Annotated in this window: 10 protein-coding genes; 2 read left to right on the plus strand and 8 right to left on the minus strand. The window is 36.0% G+C overall.

What is annotated here, in order from left to right:
* Nucleotides 1-69 precede the first annotated feature (69 nt).
* Both NST60_RS07045 and NST60_RS07050 read right to left on the minus strand, forming a co-directional pair.
* Nucleotides 70-7209, minus strand: coding sequence for a 5'-nucleotidase C-terminal domain-containing protein (locus tag NST60_RS07045; protein WP_341098479.1), 7140 nt, complete (start codon nucleotides 7207-7209; stop codon nucleotides 70-72).
* A 1076-nt stretch (nucleotides 7210-8285) separates the two neighbouring features.
* Complete coding sequence (locus NST60_RS07050; protein ID WP_341098481.1) at nucleotides 8286-8870, minus strand: GyrI-like domain-containing protein; 585 nt, start codon at nucleotides 8868-8870, stop codon at nucleotides 8286-8288.
* A gap of 38 nt (nucleotides 8871-8908) precedes the next feature.
* Here NST60_RS07050 and NST60_RS07055 point away from each other — a divergent pair, with 38 nt between their 5' ends.
* Together NST60_RS07055 and NST60_RS07060 are read left to right on the plus strand one after the other, a co-directional pair.
* Nucleotides 8909-9703: a hypothetical protein gene (locus NST60_RS07055; protein WP_341098483.1), complete on the plus strand. Its 795-nt coding sequence runs from the start codon at nucleotides 8909-8911 to the stop codon at nucleotides 9701-9703.
* A 9-nt stretch (nucleotides 9704-9712) separates the two neighbouring features.
* Nucleotides 9713-10357 (plus strand): hypothetical protein, encoded by a 645-nt coding sequence (locus NST60_RS07060; RefSeq protein ID WP_341098484.1) that lies wholly within the window; start codon nucleotides 9713-9715, stop codon nucleotides 10355-10357.
* Nucleotides 10358-10439: 82 nt separating this feature from the next.
* On the opposite strand, the gene NST60_RS07065 is transcribed toward NST60_RS07060, so the two are convergent.
* From NST60_RS07065 to NST60_RS07090, 6 genes are all read right to left on the minus strand, one after another.
* On the minus strand, nucleotides 10440-11351 hold the full coding sequence (locus NST60_RS07065) for a sensor histidine kinase (protein WP_341098486.1): 912 nt from the start codon (nucleotides 11349-11351) through the stop codon (nucleotides 10440-10442).
* A gap of 14 nt (nucleotides 11352-11365) precedes the next feature.
* Nucleotides 11366-12136, minus strand: a complete 771-nt coding sequence (locus NST60_RS07070; protein ID WP_341098487.1) for an ABC transporter permease — start codon at nucleotides 12134-12136, stop codon at nucleotides 11366-11368.
* Nucleotides 12129-13052: an ATP-binding cassette domain-containing protein gene (locus NST60_RS07075; protein WP_341098489.1), complete on the minus strand. Its 924-nt coding sequence runs from the start codon at nucleotides 13050-13052 to the stop codon at nucleotides 12129-12131. Before NST60_RS07075 ends, NST60_RS07070 begins: the two co-directional genes overlap by 8 nt.
* A gap of 85 nt (nucleotides 13053-13137) precedes the next feature.
* Nucleotides 13138-13827 (minus strand): response regulator transcription factor, encoded by a 690-nt coding sequence (locus tag NST60_RS07080; protein WP_016202657.1) that lies wholly within the window; start codon nucleotides 13825-13827, stop codon nucleotides 13138-13140.
* Between the two features lie 55 nt (nucleotides 13828-13882).
* Nucleotides 13883-14461, minus strand: a complete 579-nt coding sequence (locus NST60_RS07085) for a hypothetical protein (protein ID WP_016202656.1) — start codon at nucleotides 14459-14461, stop codon at nucleotides 13883-13885.
* Between the two features lie 234 nt (nucleotides 14462-14695).
* On the minus strand, nucleotides 14696-15568 hold the full coding sequence (locus NST60_RS07090; RefSeq protein WP_341098490.1) for an AraC family transcriptional regulator: 873 nt from the start codon (nucleotides 15566-15568) through the stop codon (nucleotides 14696-14698).
* Nucleotides 15569-15773: the final 205 nt, after the last annotated feature.

Genomic DNA, 15773 nt, shown 5'->3' on the forward strand with positions numbered 1-15773 from the left:
AAAGAGAAATTGAGCGTACTCAATTTCTCTTCTTTTCATTATGTCGCAGTTTCTTTATTTCTTTACTACTTAATAATTTGTTTTACCATTTCTTCTCTTAACAAAGTATAAACCAACTCCAACTACTATTAACATAAATCCTGCAAGTAAAATGTTAAAGCTGTTTGTCGCTGTATTAGGAAGCTCATTAACTTGAGTTGGAACCTTAGAAGAATCTGGTTGACCTTCAAATACACCATACGTACTGAAGTGATCTGTATAAACTGACACAGCACCATTTTTGTATTCTCCACCAACTAATTCCCATTTACCTTCCTTTTCATTCCAATAATAAACTTTTACATTTTTAGGATTTTTGACTTGCTTTGAATCAACTTTGAATGTAAGTTTAACTTTTTCATTGAATTTATGGTATGTTTTCCCTTCAGCCTCAATTGTGAAGTCATATGCTACCATTGAACCTTTCACTTTCATTTTCTTCACTTTAATTTCTACATGATCAGCTAAAGGAAGAATAGAAGCAGGGATTTGAATCTCAACATTTCCGTTACTTACCACGATTGTTGCATCAGCCTCTTGTAAAGCCTGAATTTGTTCTTTCGTTAGTGTAATGGTTGCATTGATTTTGTTATCAACACTGATATAAACTACAGCATTATCTGCAAGATTGGCAAGTGCAGAATCACTAATTTTATATTTGTTTCCATCTTTAATTACTTTTAGTTTAACTTCTTTTACAGGATTTGGATTACCAGGGTTTTCTCCTGGATTATTGCCTGGATTTTCTCCTGGTTCTTGACCTGGCTCTTCTCCTGGCTCTTGACCTGGTTCTTCTCCTGGTTCTTCTCCTGGTTCTTCTCCTGGTTCTTCTCCTGGCTCTTCTCCTGGTTCTTCTCCTGGTTCTTCTCCTGGTTCTTCTCCTGGTTCTTCTCCTGGTTCTTCTCCTGGTTCTTCTCCTGGTTCTTCTCCTGGTTCTTCTCCTGGTTCTTGACTCACATCAACAATTCTTCCTTCCACTTCAGTAGGAATACCGTCACTTCCAAGACTTACTAAATGATCTCGGAAGTTTTCCCAATCAGATAAACCTAAGTCCGTTACACGACCTTCTGCATATGCTTTGGCAAACACACCGTAACCGTCGCCACCTTTAGCAGTAAACGCGTTTGTTGCAATTGTGTACATTACATCGTCTTTCACTTCTACGTATTTACCATCTTCATTTAGATAAGAAACAGATACAATGCGCTCTCCTGCTTGTTTTTTCGCATCATATACTATCTTCCCACCTGCTACATGTAAGAAGCCACCGTTTTCTGTTGGGTATTGACCTAGAGAAATTTCAAATGCTTCTTTGAGCTCAGCACCCGTTACGTCCATGGTTGCTAAAGTATTGTTAAATGGCAGAACAGTGATTATTTCTCCAACAGTGATTGGTCCTTTATCGATTGATGCTCGGATACCACCACCGTTTTGTAGTGCCATGATAACATTTTTACCAGTAAATGTTCTTGATTTCTCAAGCATTCCATCTGTAATTAAATTCCCAAGAACTGTTTCATTTTTACGAACACTTGGTTGTGTATCATCACCGTTCGTACGTGGGCTTTCTAATGCGATTGGTGTAGACACACCAATTTCTGCTTGTGCCACCTTATTCACTTGTGCTTTGAATGGTGCCAATACTTCTGTTGCTTCAGTATCAGGTGTTTGGGAGCCAATTGCAATCAAACGTCCACTATTGTCTGTTACAACCCCATTTTTATTGAAAGTTACATCCAACACACCTAAATTACTATTAGCATTACCAGTCTGCACAATGACAGTAGGTGTTTCATCCTTGTCTACAATAACTGGTTTTTCTAATGTTGTATGGCTATGACCGCCAACGATTACATCAATGCCCTCGACTTTTTCAGCAAGAATTAAATCATTATCAATCGCAGCGTTGTCGTCATATCCGATATGAGTTAATGCAATAATCTTATTAATCCCTTGTTCTTCAAAGGATGCAACAGCTTTTTCTGCTTCTTTCAGATAGTTTTCAAAAGTAATAGATCCTGGACTAGAAATATCAGCCGTCTCCTCTGTCGTTAAACCGAAGATACCAACTTTTTCTCCATTTACATCTTTAATAATGCCATTGTAAATCTCACCATTTTCAACATTCGATTCGATTGAATCGTTTTGAAGTCCAGCAAATTTAGCATCTTTTGAGAAATCAACGTTTGCACTTACAAATGGGAAGTTTGCTCCTTTAATAAAGTCAGCCAATGCCTGATGCCCTTCCGCTGAAGAACCTAAATCAAATTCATGGTTCCCAAAAGTCATTGCATCAATGCCAAGCAAGTTCAGCATCGCTAAATCTGCTTTCCCTTGGAATTCATTAAAATATAATGTACCTGTAAATTGGTCACCTGCATGAAGAAGAAGTGAATTTGGATTTTCTGCTCGCACCTCTTTTACAGCAGTAACGGTCTTCGGCATGTTATCCAAAGCAGAGTGGATATCATTAGTATGCATTACAGATAAGTTAAACTCATCTGCTACATCAACAATTCTTCCTTCCACTTCAGTAGGAATACCTTCACTTCCAAGACTTACTAAATGATCTCGGAAATTTTCCCAATCAGATAGCCCTAAATCTGTTACACGGCCTTCTGCATATGCGTTGGCAAATACTCCATAACCGTCGCCACCTTTAGCAGTGAATGCATTTGTTGCAATTGTGTACATTGTATCATCTTGAACTTCTACATATTTACCATCTTCATTTAAATATGAAACTGATACAATTCGCTCTCCAGCTGGTTTTGCTGCATCATACACAACTTTCCCACCTGCTACATGTAAGAAACCACCATTTTCTGTTGGATATTGACCTAGAGAAATTTCAAATGCTTCTTTGAGCTCAGCACCCGTTACATCCATGGTTGCTAGCGTATTGTTAAATGGTAATACAGTGATTACTTCGCCAACTGTAATTGGTCCTTCACCGATTGATGCACGGATACCACCACCATTTTGTAATGCCATAATGACATTTTTACCAGTAAATGTTCTTGATTTCTCAAGCATTCCATCGGTAATCAAGTTTCCTAAAATGGTTTCATTTTTACGGACACTTGGTTTTGTATCATCGCCATTCGTACGTGGACTTTCCAATGCAATTGGTGTAGATACACCGATTTCAGTTTGAGCCACTTTATTAACCTGTGCTTTAAATGGTGCTAAGACTTCAACAGCTTCTTTATCTTCTGTTTGAGCACCAATAGCTACTAAGTGACCATCATAAGTTTTCACTACATCATTTTCATCAAAGTTTACATTTAAAACGCCAAGATTTCCATTTGAGTTTCCGGTTTGAACAATTACTGTAGGTGTTTCATCCTTGTCTACAATAACTGGTTTTTCTAATGTTGTATGGCTATGACCGCCAACAATTACATCAATACCTTCGACTTTTTCAGCAAGAATTAGATCGTTATCAATTGCTGCGTTATCGTCATATCCAATATGTGTCAATGCAACAATTCGGTTGACACCTGCTTTTTCAAAAGCTTCGACTGCTTTTTCCGCTTCTTTTAGATAGTTTTCAAAAACAATCGATCCTGGGCTAGAAATATCTGCTGTTTCCTCTGTCGTTAAACCGAAGATACCAACTTTTTCACCGTTTACTTCTTTAACAATTCCACTGTAAATCTCACCATTTTCAAATTTTGATTCGATTGATTTGTTTTGAAGTCCAGCAAATTTAATATCTTTCGAGAAATCAACATTTGCACGTACAAACGGGAAATTTGCTCCCTTAATAAAGTCAACCAATGCTTGATGGCCTTCTGCTGAAGAACCTAAATCAAATTCGTGGTTTCCAAAGGTCATTGCATCAATACCAAGTAAGTTTAGCATCGCCAAATCTGCTTTCCCTTGGAATTCATTAAAATATAATGTACCCGTAAATTGGTCTCCTGCATGAAGGAGAAGTGCATTTGGATTGGCTGCTCGTATTTCTTTTACAGCAGTAACAGTCTTCGGCATGTTATCCAAAGCAGAGTGAATGTCATTAGTATGGATGAGCGTTAAATCAGGTACTTCTGGTAATTTAGGTAAATCAAGTTGAATCAATACTGGGTCATGATCAGATGCTTGTCCAGTTGCTTCCGTAAAGTTTGCGTTAATATGAATCATATCAGCTGTTGTTACATCAGCTAATTTATTTGTTACTAAAATATGATCTAGTACTTGGTTGTTTCCTTGGAAGAAGTAAGAAAAGCGATCTTCTGCAGGAACCTTTTCTACCATATTTGTTAAAATATCACCTTTTAAGGTTTCAAGAACTGGCGTGAATTCGAAATCATTCATGTCTCCAGCTACAACCACATTTAAGTTAGGATTTTTTGCAAGACCATCCTTAATGAAGTTATTTACTTCTTTTGCTAGTTTTAGGCGCTCTGTTTCGGAAGACAATATAGGTGGCTGATTAGCTCCCCATAAAGATTGATCTCCGCCTTTAGAATTCAAGTGATTTCCGATCACAACAACACGTTGACCCTCGAATTCAAATTCTGCAGCAAGTGGTTTTCGTGTGTTAGTAAATGCTTCTGGGTTAATAACACCTGGATTTAATGTCAGGTTACCCGTTTCCGTCCATCCATTTGCCTCCGTTGCTGCTCCCTTTGTTCCTTCAACTAATGTTACTCGTTCAGGATTGTAAAGATAGCCAACACGGATATTTCCACCAGGCGCTCCACCGTTCGCATTGTTCACAGGCGCTACATCTGTCCATTTATAGGTTGGACCACCAGCAACAGTGATCGCATCGATTAAACGTTGATAGCTTTCTGATGCATCTGTATTTCCAGAATTCGTTTCTCCATCATTATCCTGTACCTCTATTAAAGTAATGATATCAGGAGACTTCATATTTTCCACGAATGACTTGGCAATTCTTGCTACTTTGTCATCTGGAGTGTTTGATTTGTTATTTGAGAAGTTCTCAACATTATAAGAAGCAACAGTTAATTTATCTTTTGCAGGTGCAATATGAGTAACTTCTTGTGTTAAGTTTGCCTTTGTTACAGTAGGTAATTCGTTCTTATTGACTGATAATTGATAGCCATTGCTTGAATAAGTAACGACCCCTACTACATCGCCATTAAATTTATCACCTGGTTGGAAGTTACTGCCTACATTATCCAAAAAGATTTTTTCAGGGTTATAATCGTCTTTTGCGATATTTAGTCCACCCTGATTATTTAACGTATTATTTGTCGTGCTTTCCACAATAATAGGCACATCATTAGAATATGGAGGTCCAACTACAAGAGCATCTGGAAATGAAACACGCATATATTCAACAGATTCCCAAAAGTCGATACCATCTTCTTCTGGATCAAAGGATTTCATTTCATCATTGTCAATTACTTTATTTGGAGGGAAAATATCTTTCCCAATGACAAGTGGAGCAGGTAATTCAGCTGTACCATTTTTAGTAACTGCCGTTGCAGTAATTTGTGTTTTCGATAGGTTAGCTCCTCCGCCATATTCCGTAACTGTTCCAGTAACAGATACTTTATCACCAACAGAAACACCATGAGATGATTTATATACTTCAATTGCTTCGGAAGTGGTTTTGTCAGTATCCGCACCATCAACATCCTGCATAACAAAACTGCTTGTACCAAATACATAGGTCACAACACCAGTTATGTCCGTAACAGAAGAGCCATTATATTCAGAAATATGTCCTTTTCCTTGAATATCATGGATGCGGATATTTTCAGTATTTAGAATTTTAAAAGTAAAGCTAAATACATCACTTACTGTGCCATTATTAACAGCAATTGCTTTAATCGTAGTTTCACCTGTTTCTAAAGCGATTGCTTCCGAGTACTTTGTGCTAGTTTCAGTTGGCGCGGAACCGTCTGTTGTGTAGTAGATAGCCGCATTATCAATACCAGAATTTAATTCGACCTTTGTACCAGCTGGAACTACACCTTGTGTTTGGGTTGTATAAACGGCTGGCTTGTTTACTAAATCATAGCTATTAAGACCAGTAGTTTTCAGATGGAATCCAGTTTCATCAACAGATCCGATTCCTGTAAGATGAACTTTATCTCCTTCTTTATAATGCTTAATTAATTCATCGTAAGTAGAGCCGGTACGATTATCGTGAATAACTCTTACTTTTTCTCCACTTTCAAATACAGCTTGGAACGTAGCAGTGCCATAGCTATCTTTCGTCATTTCAGATATTGTCACATTTTGTAATTTAAGCAATTCACCTTGTGTAGATCCAGTTACTTCAGCAACAGACTGTGCAGCTGGTAGTTCATTGTCTGAAGAAATAATATCGAGGCTTGCTGGTTCCATTTCCAGCTCGTTTTTATATGTCTTTAATACTCCCGTTATTTTTACTTTATCTCCTGACTTAACCGATTTAGGGCTAGCATATACAAACATCCCTGCAGATGTATCTTGCATATAGAAGGTTTCGCTTCCCCATAGTCCTGAATTAGTTGTCGCAATTCCTTCTATAGTAACTGTATTCCCCGCACCAAGCTGACGAGCATCTGCGATAGAAATAGCAGGAACTGGTTCTGTAGGTTCTTCCGGAATTACTGTACCTATAGTATGGGTTCCGAGATCATCAAAGAAATTAATCCCTTTATTTGTCCATTCTACATTTCTATCAAAAATATCTTTACTATTTTTATCACCTGTTAGAACATCACTATTTCTAACTAAAGTAACGTCTTTAGCAAAATCAGCAGATGAGCCAACTTGCCCAATTGAATCAATGATAGAGTCTCCTTTTAATAGAACAAGAGGATCGTTACCATTAAAGTTAATTACCGTTGAATTTTCAAGATTCCCTTTTGCTTTAATTTTTTCATCGGCTTGACCATGATAGAGTACATAAGTTTCACCATTTTTTAATGTGCCAGATAGCGTAAGTTTTTGTGAAACTTCCTCTGCCCCATTTGTATGAATACCTAGACTATACTGACTTAAATCAAGGTCAGAGCCTGTTCCGTTGTATAATTCGATAGCCTTGTTAAAACCCGATCCCTCAATATATTCGGAGATAAGCAGATCTGTAGCTACAACCGTTTCAGCCTTTACATTTAAATTAGCTACTGGTGAGAATAAACTAAAAAGTATAGCAATTACCGTGATAATACTAAGATTCCTCTTATTTCTTCTTTTCATGTTTTCTCTCCTCTTATTTTAGATTAGCTTCATGTTTCGGACGTCTCGAAATGAGACTATCTTGTTTGATAGTGACCTACACAAGTACTGCAAGTAAACACTTATATTCCAAAACGAGATGACTACTACTAAGGAACTTTTCTGTTAGAAATTATCCTAATTGAATAGTAGTTTTTATATATGTAGCTTCCCACACATGACTTTTACACAATCCACTATAAATCTCCAAAATTAGCTATTTTCTTTGTCACATCCTTTGCAAGACAATATTGTTGTAGCCGAAAAGCAGTTATAGGCCTATTCACCTATGTTATTAATATAGGTAGACTAATTTGTATTATTACTATCAAAATATAACAAACCTACCCGAGAATAATTGTATAATGATATAAATCTCTTAACAAGCTTCATTTACAAAAATATAAAGAATTTACAAAAAAAAATAGAATTTTATTATTTTTTGTCACAATATGGATATTGTTCGGTGTAATATAAAACTCTTTTTCTACTTAAAATTAATTGATTCACGGTATAATTTTTTAACCGCAAGGACCTACTTTCAAAATATTTTATGCGTAACTTAAATTTAACAGAGGGTTTGTTTTTGAAAAAAATAATCAAAGAGGATGGGACATAACTAAATAGATACTCTGTAAAGACGAACAATTTCTAATATAGCTAGTAAATAGCGGCTGCTTTCGCATACTTTTTACAAGAGGAAATATAATTAGTTGGAAAAACAGAGCAGCCGGAATACACGAAGACTCCTATGGGATTAGCGAGACAGTCTGAGACCCTGCAGGCCACAGGCCGAAGCGGCTCAGCGCGAGCCCCATGGAAAGCGAAGTGTATTCCGGCTGCGGGGAATCGCACCAAACTTCATGGAAACATCCTTTGAAAAACAAATAAAAGCCCGAACAATTATACGGAACATTCATTAGCATCTTCGTATAATTGTTCGGAATTATCCTTGGCTGGAATACTTATGTCCCAGCCTCTTTTTGTTATAGAGGAGGTTTTTGCCCCATCATCCGTTTTTTATGTCATTAAAGACACAATTTCAAGATACTGAAACATCAGATTTCAATCACTTTATATCTCAGAACAGTCTTTAATTTTTCTGGTGACGTTTTTCTTATATCTGAAATGTAGATTTCTTTATGTGTTTTTTCTGCCCTTTTTAAGTTGTTTTGCAAACAAAATTGTTCCATTAATTCAAATGTTTTGGGTTCATCATCATAACTTCCGACATGCATTGCTTGAACACATATGCCTTCCGTTATGAATTCAAATTGAACATTATCTAACTGAATATTTGTCTTTTTTTGCTTAACGGTATTTACTGCATATTGAAATAATTGCTCTGTCACAAAATCGGGTTGTCTTATCATTAACTTGTACACTAAATGATCTTTATTTAAATAATCTAATTTCCTGCCTTCTTCATCTAAATCCCAATGGCCTTCTAAGGGGAAAACGGTATATTCAAAATATCCCTCTGGAGTTATTCCTTTTTTAGGCATCATTCTTATTGCATATGACAAAGCATAAAGAATTTCAAGATTATCTTTAAATTCTTTACCGTTTGGATTTCCACTTCCCTCTATTGTGAAAAATTTCATTTCTGGAACTTCTATTTTTACAGGTTGTTTTTTGGGCAAGTAGAGGTCCTTCCATTGGAGAAGGATTAGAGAATGTATTGCTTGATTTTGATAATGATCCTTTAGTTTCCGCAATCCTTGGTCCTGTTATGTCTTTTGATCTTACTGGAGCTATTGTTTGGCGTGGCACTTCTCAAATCGCATTAACATTAGGACTCGGTAGCCTTTTTACTTTAATTCGCCACACCCGTGTAGATGAAGAAACAGGGAGAAGTGAATTAATACGATCCTATGTTACAGGAACCTATGCTAGCTTAACTGCCGCCTTAACTCTTACCATAATCGGAAATTTGATTGCAGGGATACTTATAGCTATAACGATCATTTTCCTAGGAGGTTCTATAACGAGCTCCCTTCTTTATGCAATAACGATTGTCACTATTGGATGCTTTTTCGCAGGAATCAGTGGGGTAGCTGTCCAACTTCGAGAAAGCAGTGGAAGTGATCGAGGAATTAGTATAACCGTTTTAGGTTTAGGAATACTATTGTCTATTCTCAACAATACCGTAGGGGCGGATTCCTTCTTAAATTGGATTACCCCCATGGCATGGCAACGATTAACACAACCTTTTGCAGGTGATAATTGGATCTATCTTATATATTTTATTATTATTTGTGCATTACCAATGATTATTTCCTATGTACTTACTGCACGCAGAGATTTAGGAGAAGGAATTTTCATCCCACGTTCTGGACCAAAAGAAGCAAGTCCACGCTTTTCTAGCCCTTTAGCATTGGCTTGGCGATTACAAAAAAAGAACTTTTTTGGTTGGATTATCGCAACAGTGCTATATATTGTAGTATTTGCAGCCTTCTCTCCGAGTTTATCTTGAACGGAAGGAATGAGTGGCTGGTTATCCAACTTGGGAGGTACAAATTGGGTTGAAGACATGGAATTAGGTTATGTCTTTATCAGTATTGGGATCTATCTGATGGCATTGTTTGTTGGAATTTATGCCATCACTACTGTATTTCGTCTAAAAAAAGAAGAAAATGAAGGCAGAATAGAAATGCTGTTGGATAAGCAAGTTAGTCGGACCAAGTTGATGAGAAGCCACTTAATTGTTGCCTACTTATTTTCTGCTACTTTATTACTGGTGATGGGCATCGCTGGAGGATTAGCTTATGGTATTGCATCAGGAGATTTAGGAGGGAATTTTGGAGTCATTTTTAGCATGAGTGTTTCAAAAATTCCTCCTGTTTGGATATTTGTAGGTTTATCAGCCTTATTATACGGATTATTCCCTAGAATTTCTGAGTTTTCCTGGGTTATTTGGATTTCCTGTAGCATATTAGAGCTTACTTGGGAAGCTAAGCTTATTGATTGGTCTTTAATGAGTATATCCCCATACGCTTATGCTCATTATACTATTCAAATTACAGAGCTTCCTTATCTTTCATTATTTTTGCTGATTGTTATTTCTCTTCTATTCACTACTATTGGATTACTTGGTTTTAAGAATCGAAACATACAAACAAAAGCGTAAATTATTTGGAGGTTGCTGATAAGGGTAACCTCCTTTTAAATCGAACGAAAAATGTAAGATCCATTCTTCATTCAAGTATTTTTTACTCCGCTGCTTTCCATTCACAAATAATAATCAATTGCGCTTCATTTAAATGTCCTGTAACCTTCCCACTCATTTTTTCCATAAAACTCTTTACAATGGACAAGCCTAATCCGGTGCTTTTTCCAGAACGAGATCTGTCGGCTTTATAAAATCGGTCAAAAATAAGGCGGGCATCTTCATCAGTCAAGGAATAGGCGTCATTTCTCACACTTAGTTTAACCGTTGAACCCTGTTCCTCAAGGCTTATGATGATATTTCCATCTGAATGCACAATTGCATTGGAAAGTAAATTTTCAATAACCCGAGTTACAGCTGATTCATCCGCAATAATGAACACATCCTTTTCAGGTATATGAATGGTTGGTTCCATATTTATCTCCTGAAAACGATCATAAAAACTTATTAAGACATCTATTGTTAAATTCCTTAGATTGATTTGTTCAGATTTTAAATGATGATCTGTAGACTCGATAATACTCAACTCAAAGAAGTCTTTTAACAACGTCTCCAGCCTTTTTGCTCGTTTGTTTGCAATAGATAATAATTCTTTTCTTTCATCCGCTGTAACATCCTCTTCCTCAGCCATCTGAATATATCCTAAAATAGAAGTTAATGGCGTTCTCAAGTCATGAGACATATTGGCAATTGCTTGCTTTTGTTCATTTTCGTATCTGATTCTCTTTCTATTTTCGGCCACGTACAGATCAATAAGTTTATTAATTTCCAATCCTAGTTTTTCCATATTCTTATCAAAAAGGGCCATTTCTATTTTTTTGTTCGTTTTTCGATCGTTATATTTTTCCAATTGCTTGCTTATCTTTTTCACTTCTTTTTTTAAAGCAAATAAGCGAGTGAGCAAAAGGACCGCTATTATAAATATGAATATGGAAACATACAACACTACGCTCACCCGCTTACCTCAAATTATTTAATTTCTTTTCTATTAAAGATGAATACTCCGCATAAGGGAAAGAAAACGATTGTTACTCCTCCAATAAGCAAGGACTTTAAGATTTCGCCGTTTGTCAGTGTATATTTAAACACTTCGCTAAATTGAGAAGTAATCGTGTTCTCATAAATAGTCGCAATGAAGGATGATGAACTAGAAAATATTCTAACTAAATCCATTATGAGGGAAAATATAATAGAAAATATAATGGTCTTTCCACTGTCTTCCGTAACGATAGCAATCAACATGATGATAGCTGTATATCCTAAAAATTGCAGTGTGAATAAACTAAATCCTCTTCCCAGGTATATCAGATTAGATAGATTAAATATTTCTCCTTGCCCTAATAGAATGACTGAGATAATTGCTGTTAATAGTGGAATCACAATCGTAACAAGAATGGATCCAAATGAAAATACGAGAAACTTCGCTATAAAAATACGTGTTCTTTTATTACCACTTATTAGTTGATTTTTGATAACACCACTTTGTGAAAATTCAGTAGAAATATAAAAACCAGCTAACGTACAAACGATTAAGTTAAAAAATAATGGAACTGTAAACGTTGCTAACGCATTTAATTCACTTAAACCGATAGTGTCAAAAGGAGTACCATCCATCATCCACCAATCCGTTATGATTAGAAAATGTAACAATGTACTTAATCCTGTTATCGTTCCTATTAATACCCAAAATGTCTTATTTCGTTGTAATTTATACATTTCTGCTCTAATAAGATTAGTCATGCTCTGCTCCCCCTACTAGATTCGTGAAATAGCTTTCAAGACTGTCACCATTTTGTGAGAGATGTTCGATCACAAGTCCATTGTTTGTTAATGCACGTGAAACGGCTCGGACATTATCCAAGTAATGATAAAGTTTCATCGTGCCATCTGGCATAACTTCAAAATCAGTCGTGGATAAAGTATCTTCTAAAACGATTGCACCCTTTGATGGCTGATCAACTTTTATCCGCAAATGTTGTCGACATTTCTCATCCAGCTCTTTTGCTGTCAGTTCCTCTAACAGCTTCCCCTTGTGGATAATTCCAAAACTTGTTGCGACCTGATGAAGTTCACTTAATATATGGCTCGATATTAAGACAGTTAGTCCTTTTTCACGGTTTAACTTTTTTATCAATTCCCTCAGCTCCACAATTCCCATTGGATCCAATCCATTTGTTGGCTCATCAAGAATTAACAATTCTGGATCACTTAATAATGCGATCCCTAGTCCAAGTCTTTGCTTCATTCCAAGGGAAAAGTTTTTCGCTTTTTTCTTTCCAGTATCAGCTAGTCCAACAAGCTCTAGTGTTTTGGGGATACACTCATTACCGGGAAGGCCTTTTTGCAATCGATGGACTTCTAAATTTTCATAAGCACTCATATTCAAAAAAAGGGCAGGATTCTCAATAATAGCACCCATTCTTTTTTGTGCATCTGTTAACTCATTTAAATTAGCATTTCCAAATAGCTCTATTGACCCGCTTGAAGGGAAGGAAAGTCCTGTTACTAAACGTAGCAGCGTTGATTTACCTGCGCCATTTTGACCAATAAAACCATAAATCTCCCCTTTTTTAATGGATACATTAACATTTTTCAGGGCAAAGTCATCTTTATATTTTTTTGTTAGTTTATTTGTTCTTAGAATATATTCGCTCATCTGTTATTAGCCTCCCTCCATTACTTATATCATTAGTATGATCTGTAAATCGTAAGAAAGGCTTAAGGCAAACCTTAAGAAAACCTTAAGATTTGAGACGATAGCCCATTCCCCATATTGTTTCGATATATTCTTCACTTGGATTTGCCTTACTGAGTTTATTCCGTAAGTTACTCATATGAACATTAACCGTGTTGTCATCCCCATGAAAAGGCTCGTTCCATACACTCTCGAATACATTCGATTTGGAAAAGACCTTTTTCGGTGAAGTCATTAAAAGTTTTAAAATCTTATATTCCCGAACTGTTAACGTGATTTCTGCGCCTTCTACATAAACAGTCTTTGTATCCAAATCAAGGTGAATATCTTTATGAGTTAATAGTTGTTTAGGGGTTTCATTCGTATGTTTGTATCTACGAAGCAGAGAATCAATGCGAGCAGACACTTCATCAACATCAAAAGGCTTAGAAATAAAATCATCTGCCCCTGAGCGTAAGCTATTAATTTTGGTTTCCTTTTCACTTTTTGCTGAAATAATAATAACTGGCATAGAACCTTTTGCCGTTATTTTTTCAAGAATTTGTTCACCAGCCATACCTGGAAGCATTAAATCAAGTAAAACTAAATCCCATCTCTGCTTATCTAAATAAATCAGTGCCTCTGTACCCGAATAGGCAGGTTGTGGATAGTATTGGCTCTTTTTTATAATCCGGCATAATAATTGATTAATATCATTGTCATCTTCAACAACTAAAATGTTTATCGTCTGATTCACTTTAAATTCTTCCCTTTTCGTTTAATATATTGGCAAGAGCATGGAGAAATGTGGATCACAATTCGATGGGGATGTACGGAATAGGAACACACAATTCATTTGATTCCCCTTTATTAGGATAAGCCTTTAGCTTTCCTTCATACACTAGTTTCAATTCTGATACTTCCTGTAAATCATTTGGTGTAATAAGTGATAATGGCTTCTCAAAATCAATAATATTACATTCCTTTAGCACGGAGGCAACAAACTGAGAGCAGAATAACGCCTTTTCTCTCTTTATTGGCTTATTTACTATAAATCCGAATAAGCCTAAGAAATTATAACGATAGTATTCCTTTTGTTCTTCCATTTTCTTTATATAGCGTTTTATGTTATCTAGTTGAACTTCTGTTACTGTAAGGGAATAAACGGCACAATCTGCTTGTTTAAATAAGCCTTGCTTGACATCTTCTTTTACAAATCCCCCGATGAAGGGATTTCTAACCTTTTTTCTTCCAAAACTATATACCTCTGATAATTCAGAGTCAAAGGATATGGACGCATGGTTATAAGGCTTTTTTGTATATAGTTTTATCAACTTTGTAAAAAATGTACCAGTATCTGTTAAAAGAAGATATACCTTTTTTTCTGTCATGATTATCCTCCTCTTCTGTTATCAAAAATAATTTCTATCATCAACTTTACATCTAAAAGTATAAGAAGAAGTTAATAAATTCCTTAAGAAAATCTTAAGTTTTTGAGAATAAGCCTTTGGAGGAAGAAAAAATAGCTGGTCCACTATTTGGACCAGCCTGGATTTTTATTGTATGGGATTGAGATAACGAACTACTTAGCAGTAGTACCGATTTTTAAAATGGGATAATACTTGCTATTTTTCACCTTTCTTCTTCACAGCGAACCAAATTTCACTATAAACATTATTTCTGTCGGATAAATCTCCTGTAAATGAAATGTTTGGGGCATCTACTAATTCATAATCTGAAGCAGGAAGCCACTCTGAAGCAATTTTTGCCCAGGTTTCTTGCATAATCTTTGGAAATTCCCCTTTAGATGAAAATATTGCCCAAGTTAGGGCTGGGACTTCTACTACCTCAAATCCATCAAAATCTAACTCTTTTGTGGTTAAGAAGCCAATCATATGATCAAGACTTCCTTTTTCCTCCATACATCCTTCCTCTAAATTATAGGAAGCATTCACAACTTGATTTGGCTTCATATTTGCATAACTGTGCAGTTTTTTTCTTTGTTCTGGTGTAATGCTTTTTGCTAGCTTGATTATTTCTTGATTTTCTCCTTCAAATTGAATGGGAACTCTCTTTTTTACACCGACAATCTTATAAGCTTCTTTTTTCTCGATTCTGTAATCCATATTTATTCCTCCTTGAATCGTTAATTGGAAGGAGAGTTTAGGAAATGCTTTAAGCATGTTTTTCTTTTTGACCTCTGAAGGATTGATTCCCGACCATTCCCGAAAGGCACGTGAAAATCCATCAACAGATTCATAACCATATTTGAATGCTGTTTCAGTAACACTCATTCCTTCATGTAGCAAATCAAAAGTAGCGTTAGATAATCTCCTATTACGGACATATTCTCCTAACGTCATGCCAGAAAGGAATGAGAACATTCTTCGAAAATGATAAACAGAAGTTCCTGTGATTCGCTCCAATTCGTTATAATCAATCTCATCGTACAAATGTGATTCAATATAATCCATTGCCTCGTTCATACTTTTTAGCACGCCGCTTCCTCCTTCATGTGTTCATTATATTTTCGATCGTAAAACAAAACCCGATGAAAAAGAAACGGATATTATCGGATGAAGATTCCTATAAAGAAAAATTCCATTAGTAGGGTTTTTTCCTCATCTCCCGTGATAGATAATTGCACTTATCGTACCTTTTAATGAGCTGTACAAACACAAAGAGCTATGGAAGTATTCAATA

Origin of the sequence: Niallia sp. FSL W8-1348 (assembly GCF_038006745.1) — a bacterium.
GTDB classification, from domain to species: Bacteria; Bacillota; Bacilli; order Bacillales; family Cytobacillaceae; genus Niallia; species Niallia alba.

Coding starts and splice junctions, on each gene's coding strand:
- NST60_RS07060 (WP_341098484.1), top strand. CDS start 9,713: ATGAGTGGCTGGTTATCCAACTTGGGAGGTACAAATTGGGTTGAAGAC.
- NST60_RS07075 (WP_341098489.1), bottom strand. CDS start 13,052: ATGAGCGAATATATTCTAAGAACAAATAAACTAACAAAAAAATATAAA.
- NST60_RS07045 (WP_341098479.1), bottom strand. CDS start 7,209: ATGAAAAGAAGAAATAAGAGGAATCTTAGTATTATCACGGTAATTGCT.
- NST60_RS07070 (WP_341098487.1), bottom strand. CDS start 12,136: ATGACTAATCTTATTAGAGCAGAAATGTATAAATTACAACGAAATAAG.
- NST60_RS07085 (WP_016202656.1), bottom strand. CDS start 14,461: ATGACAGAAAAAAAGGTATATCTTCTTTTAACAGATACTGGTACATTT.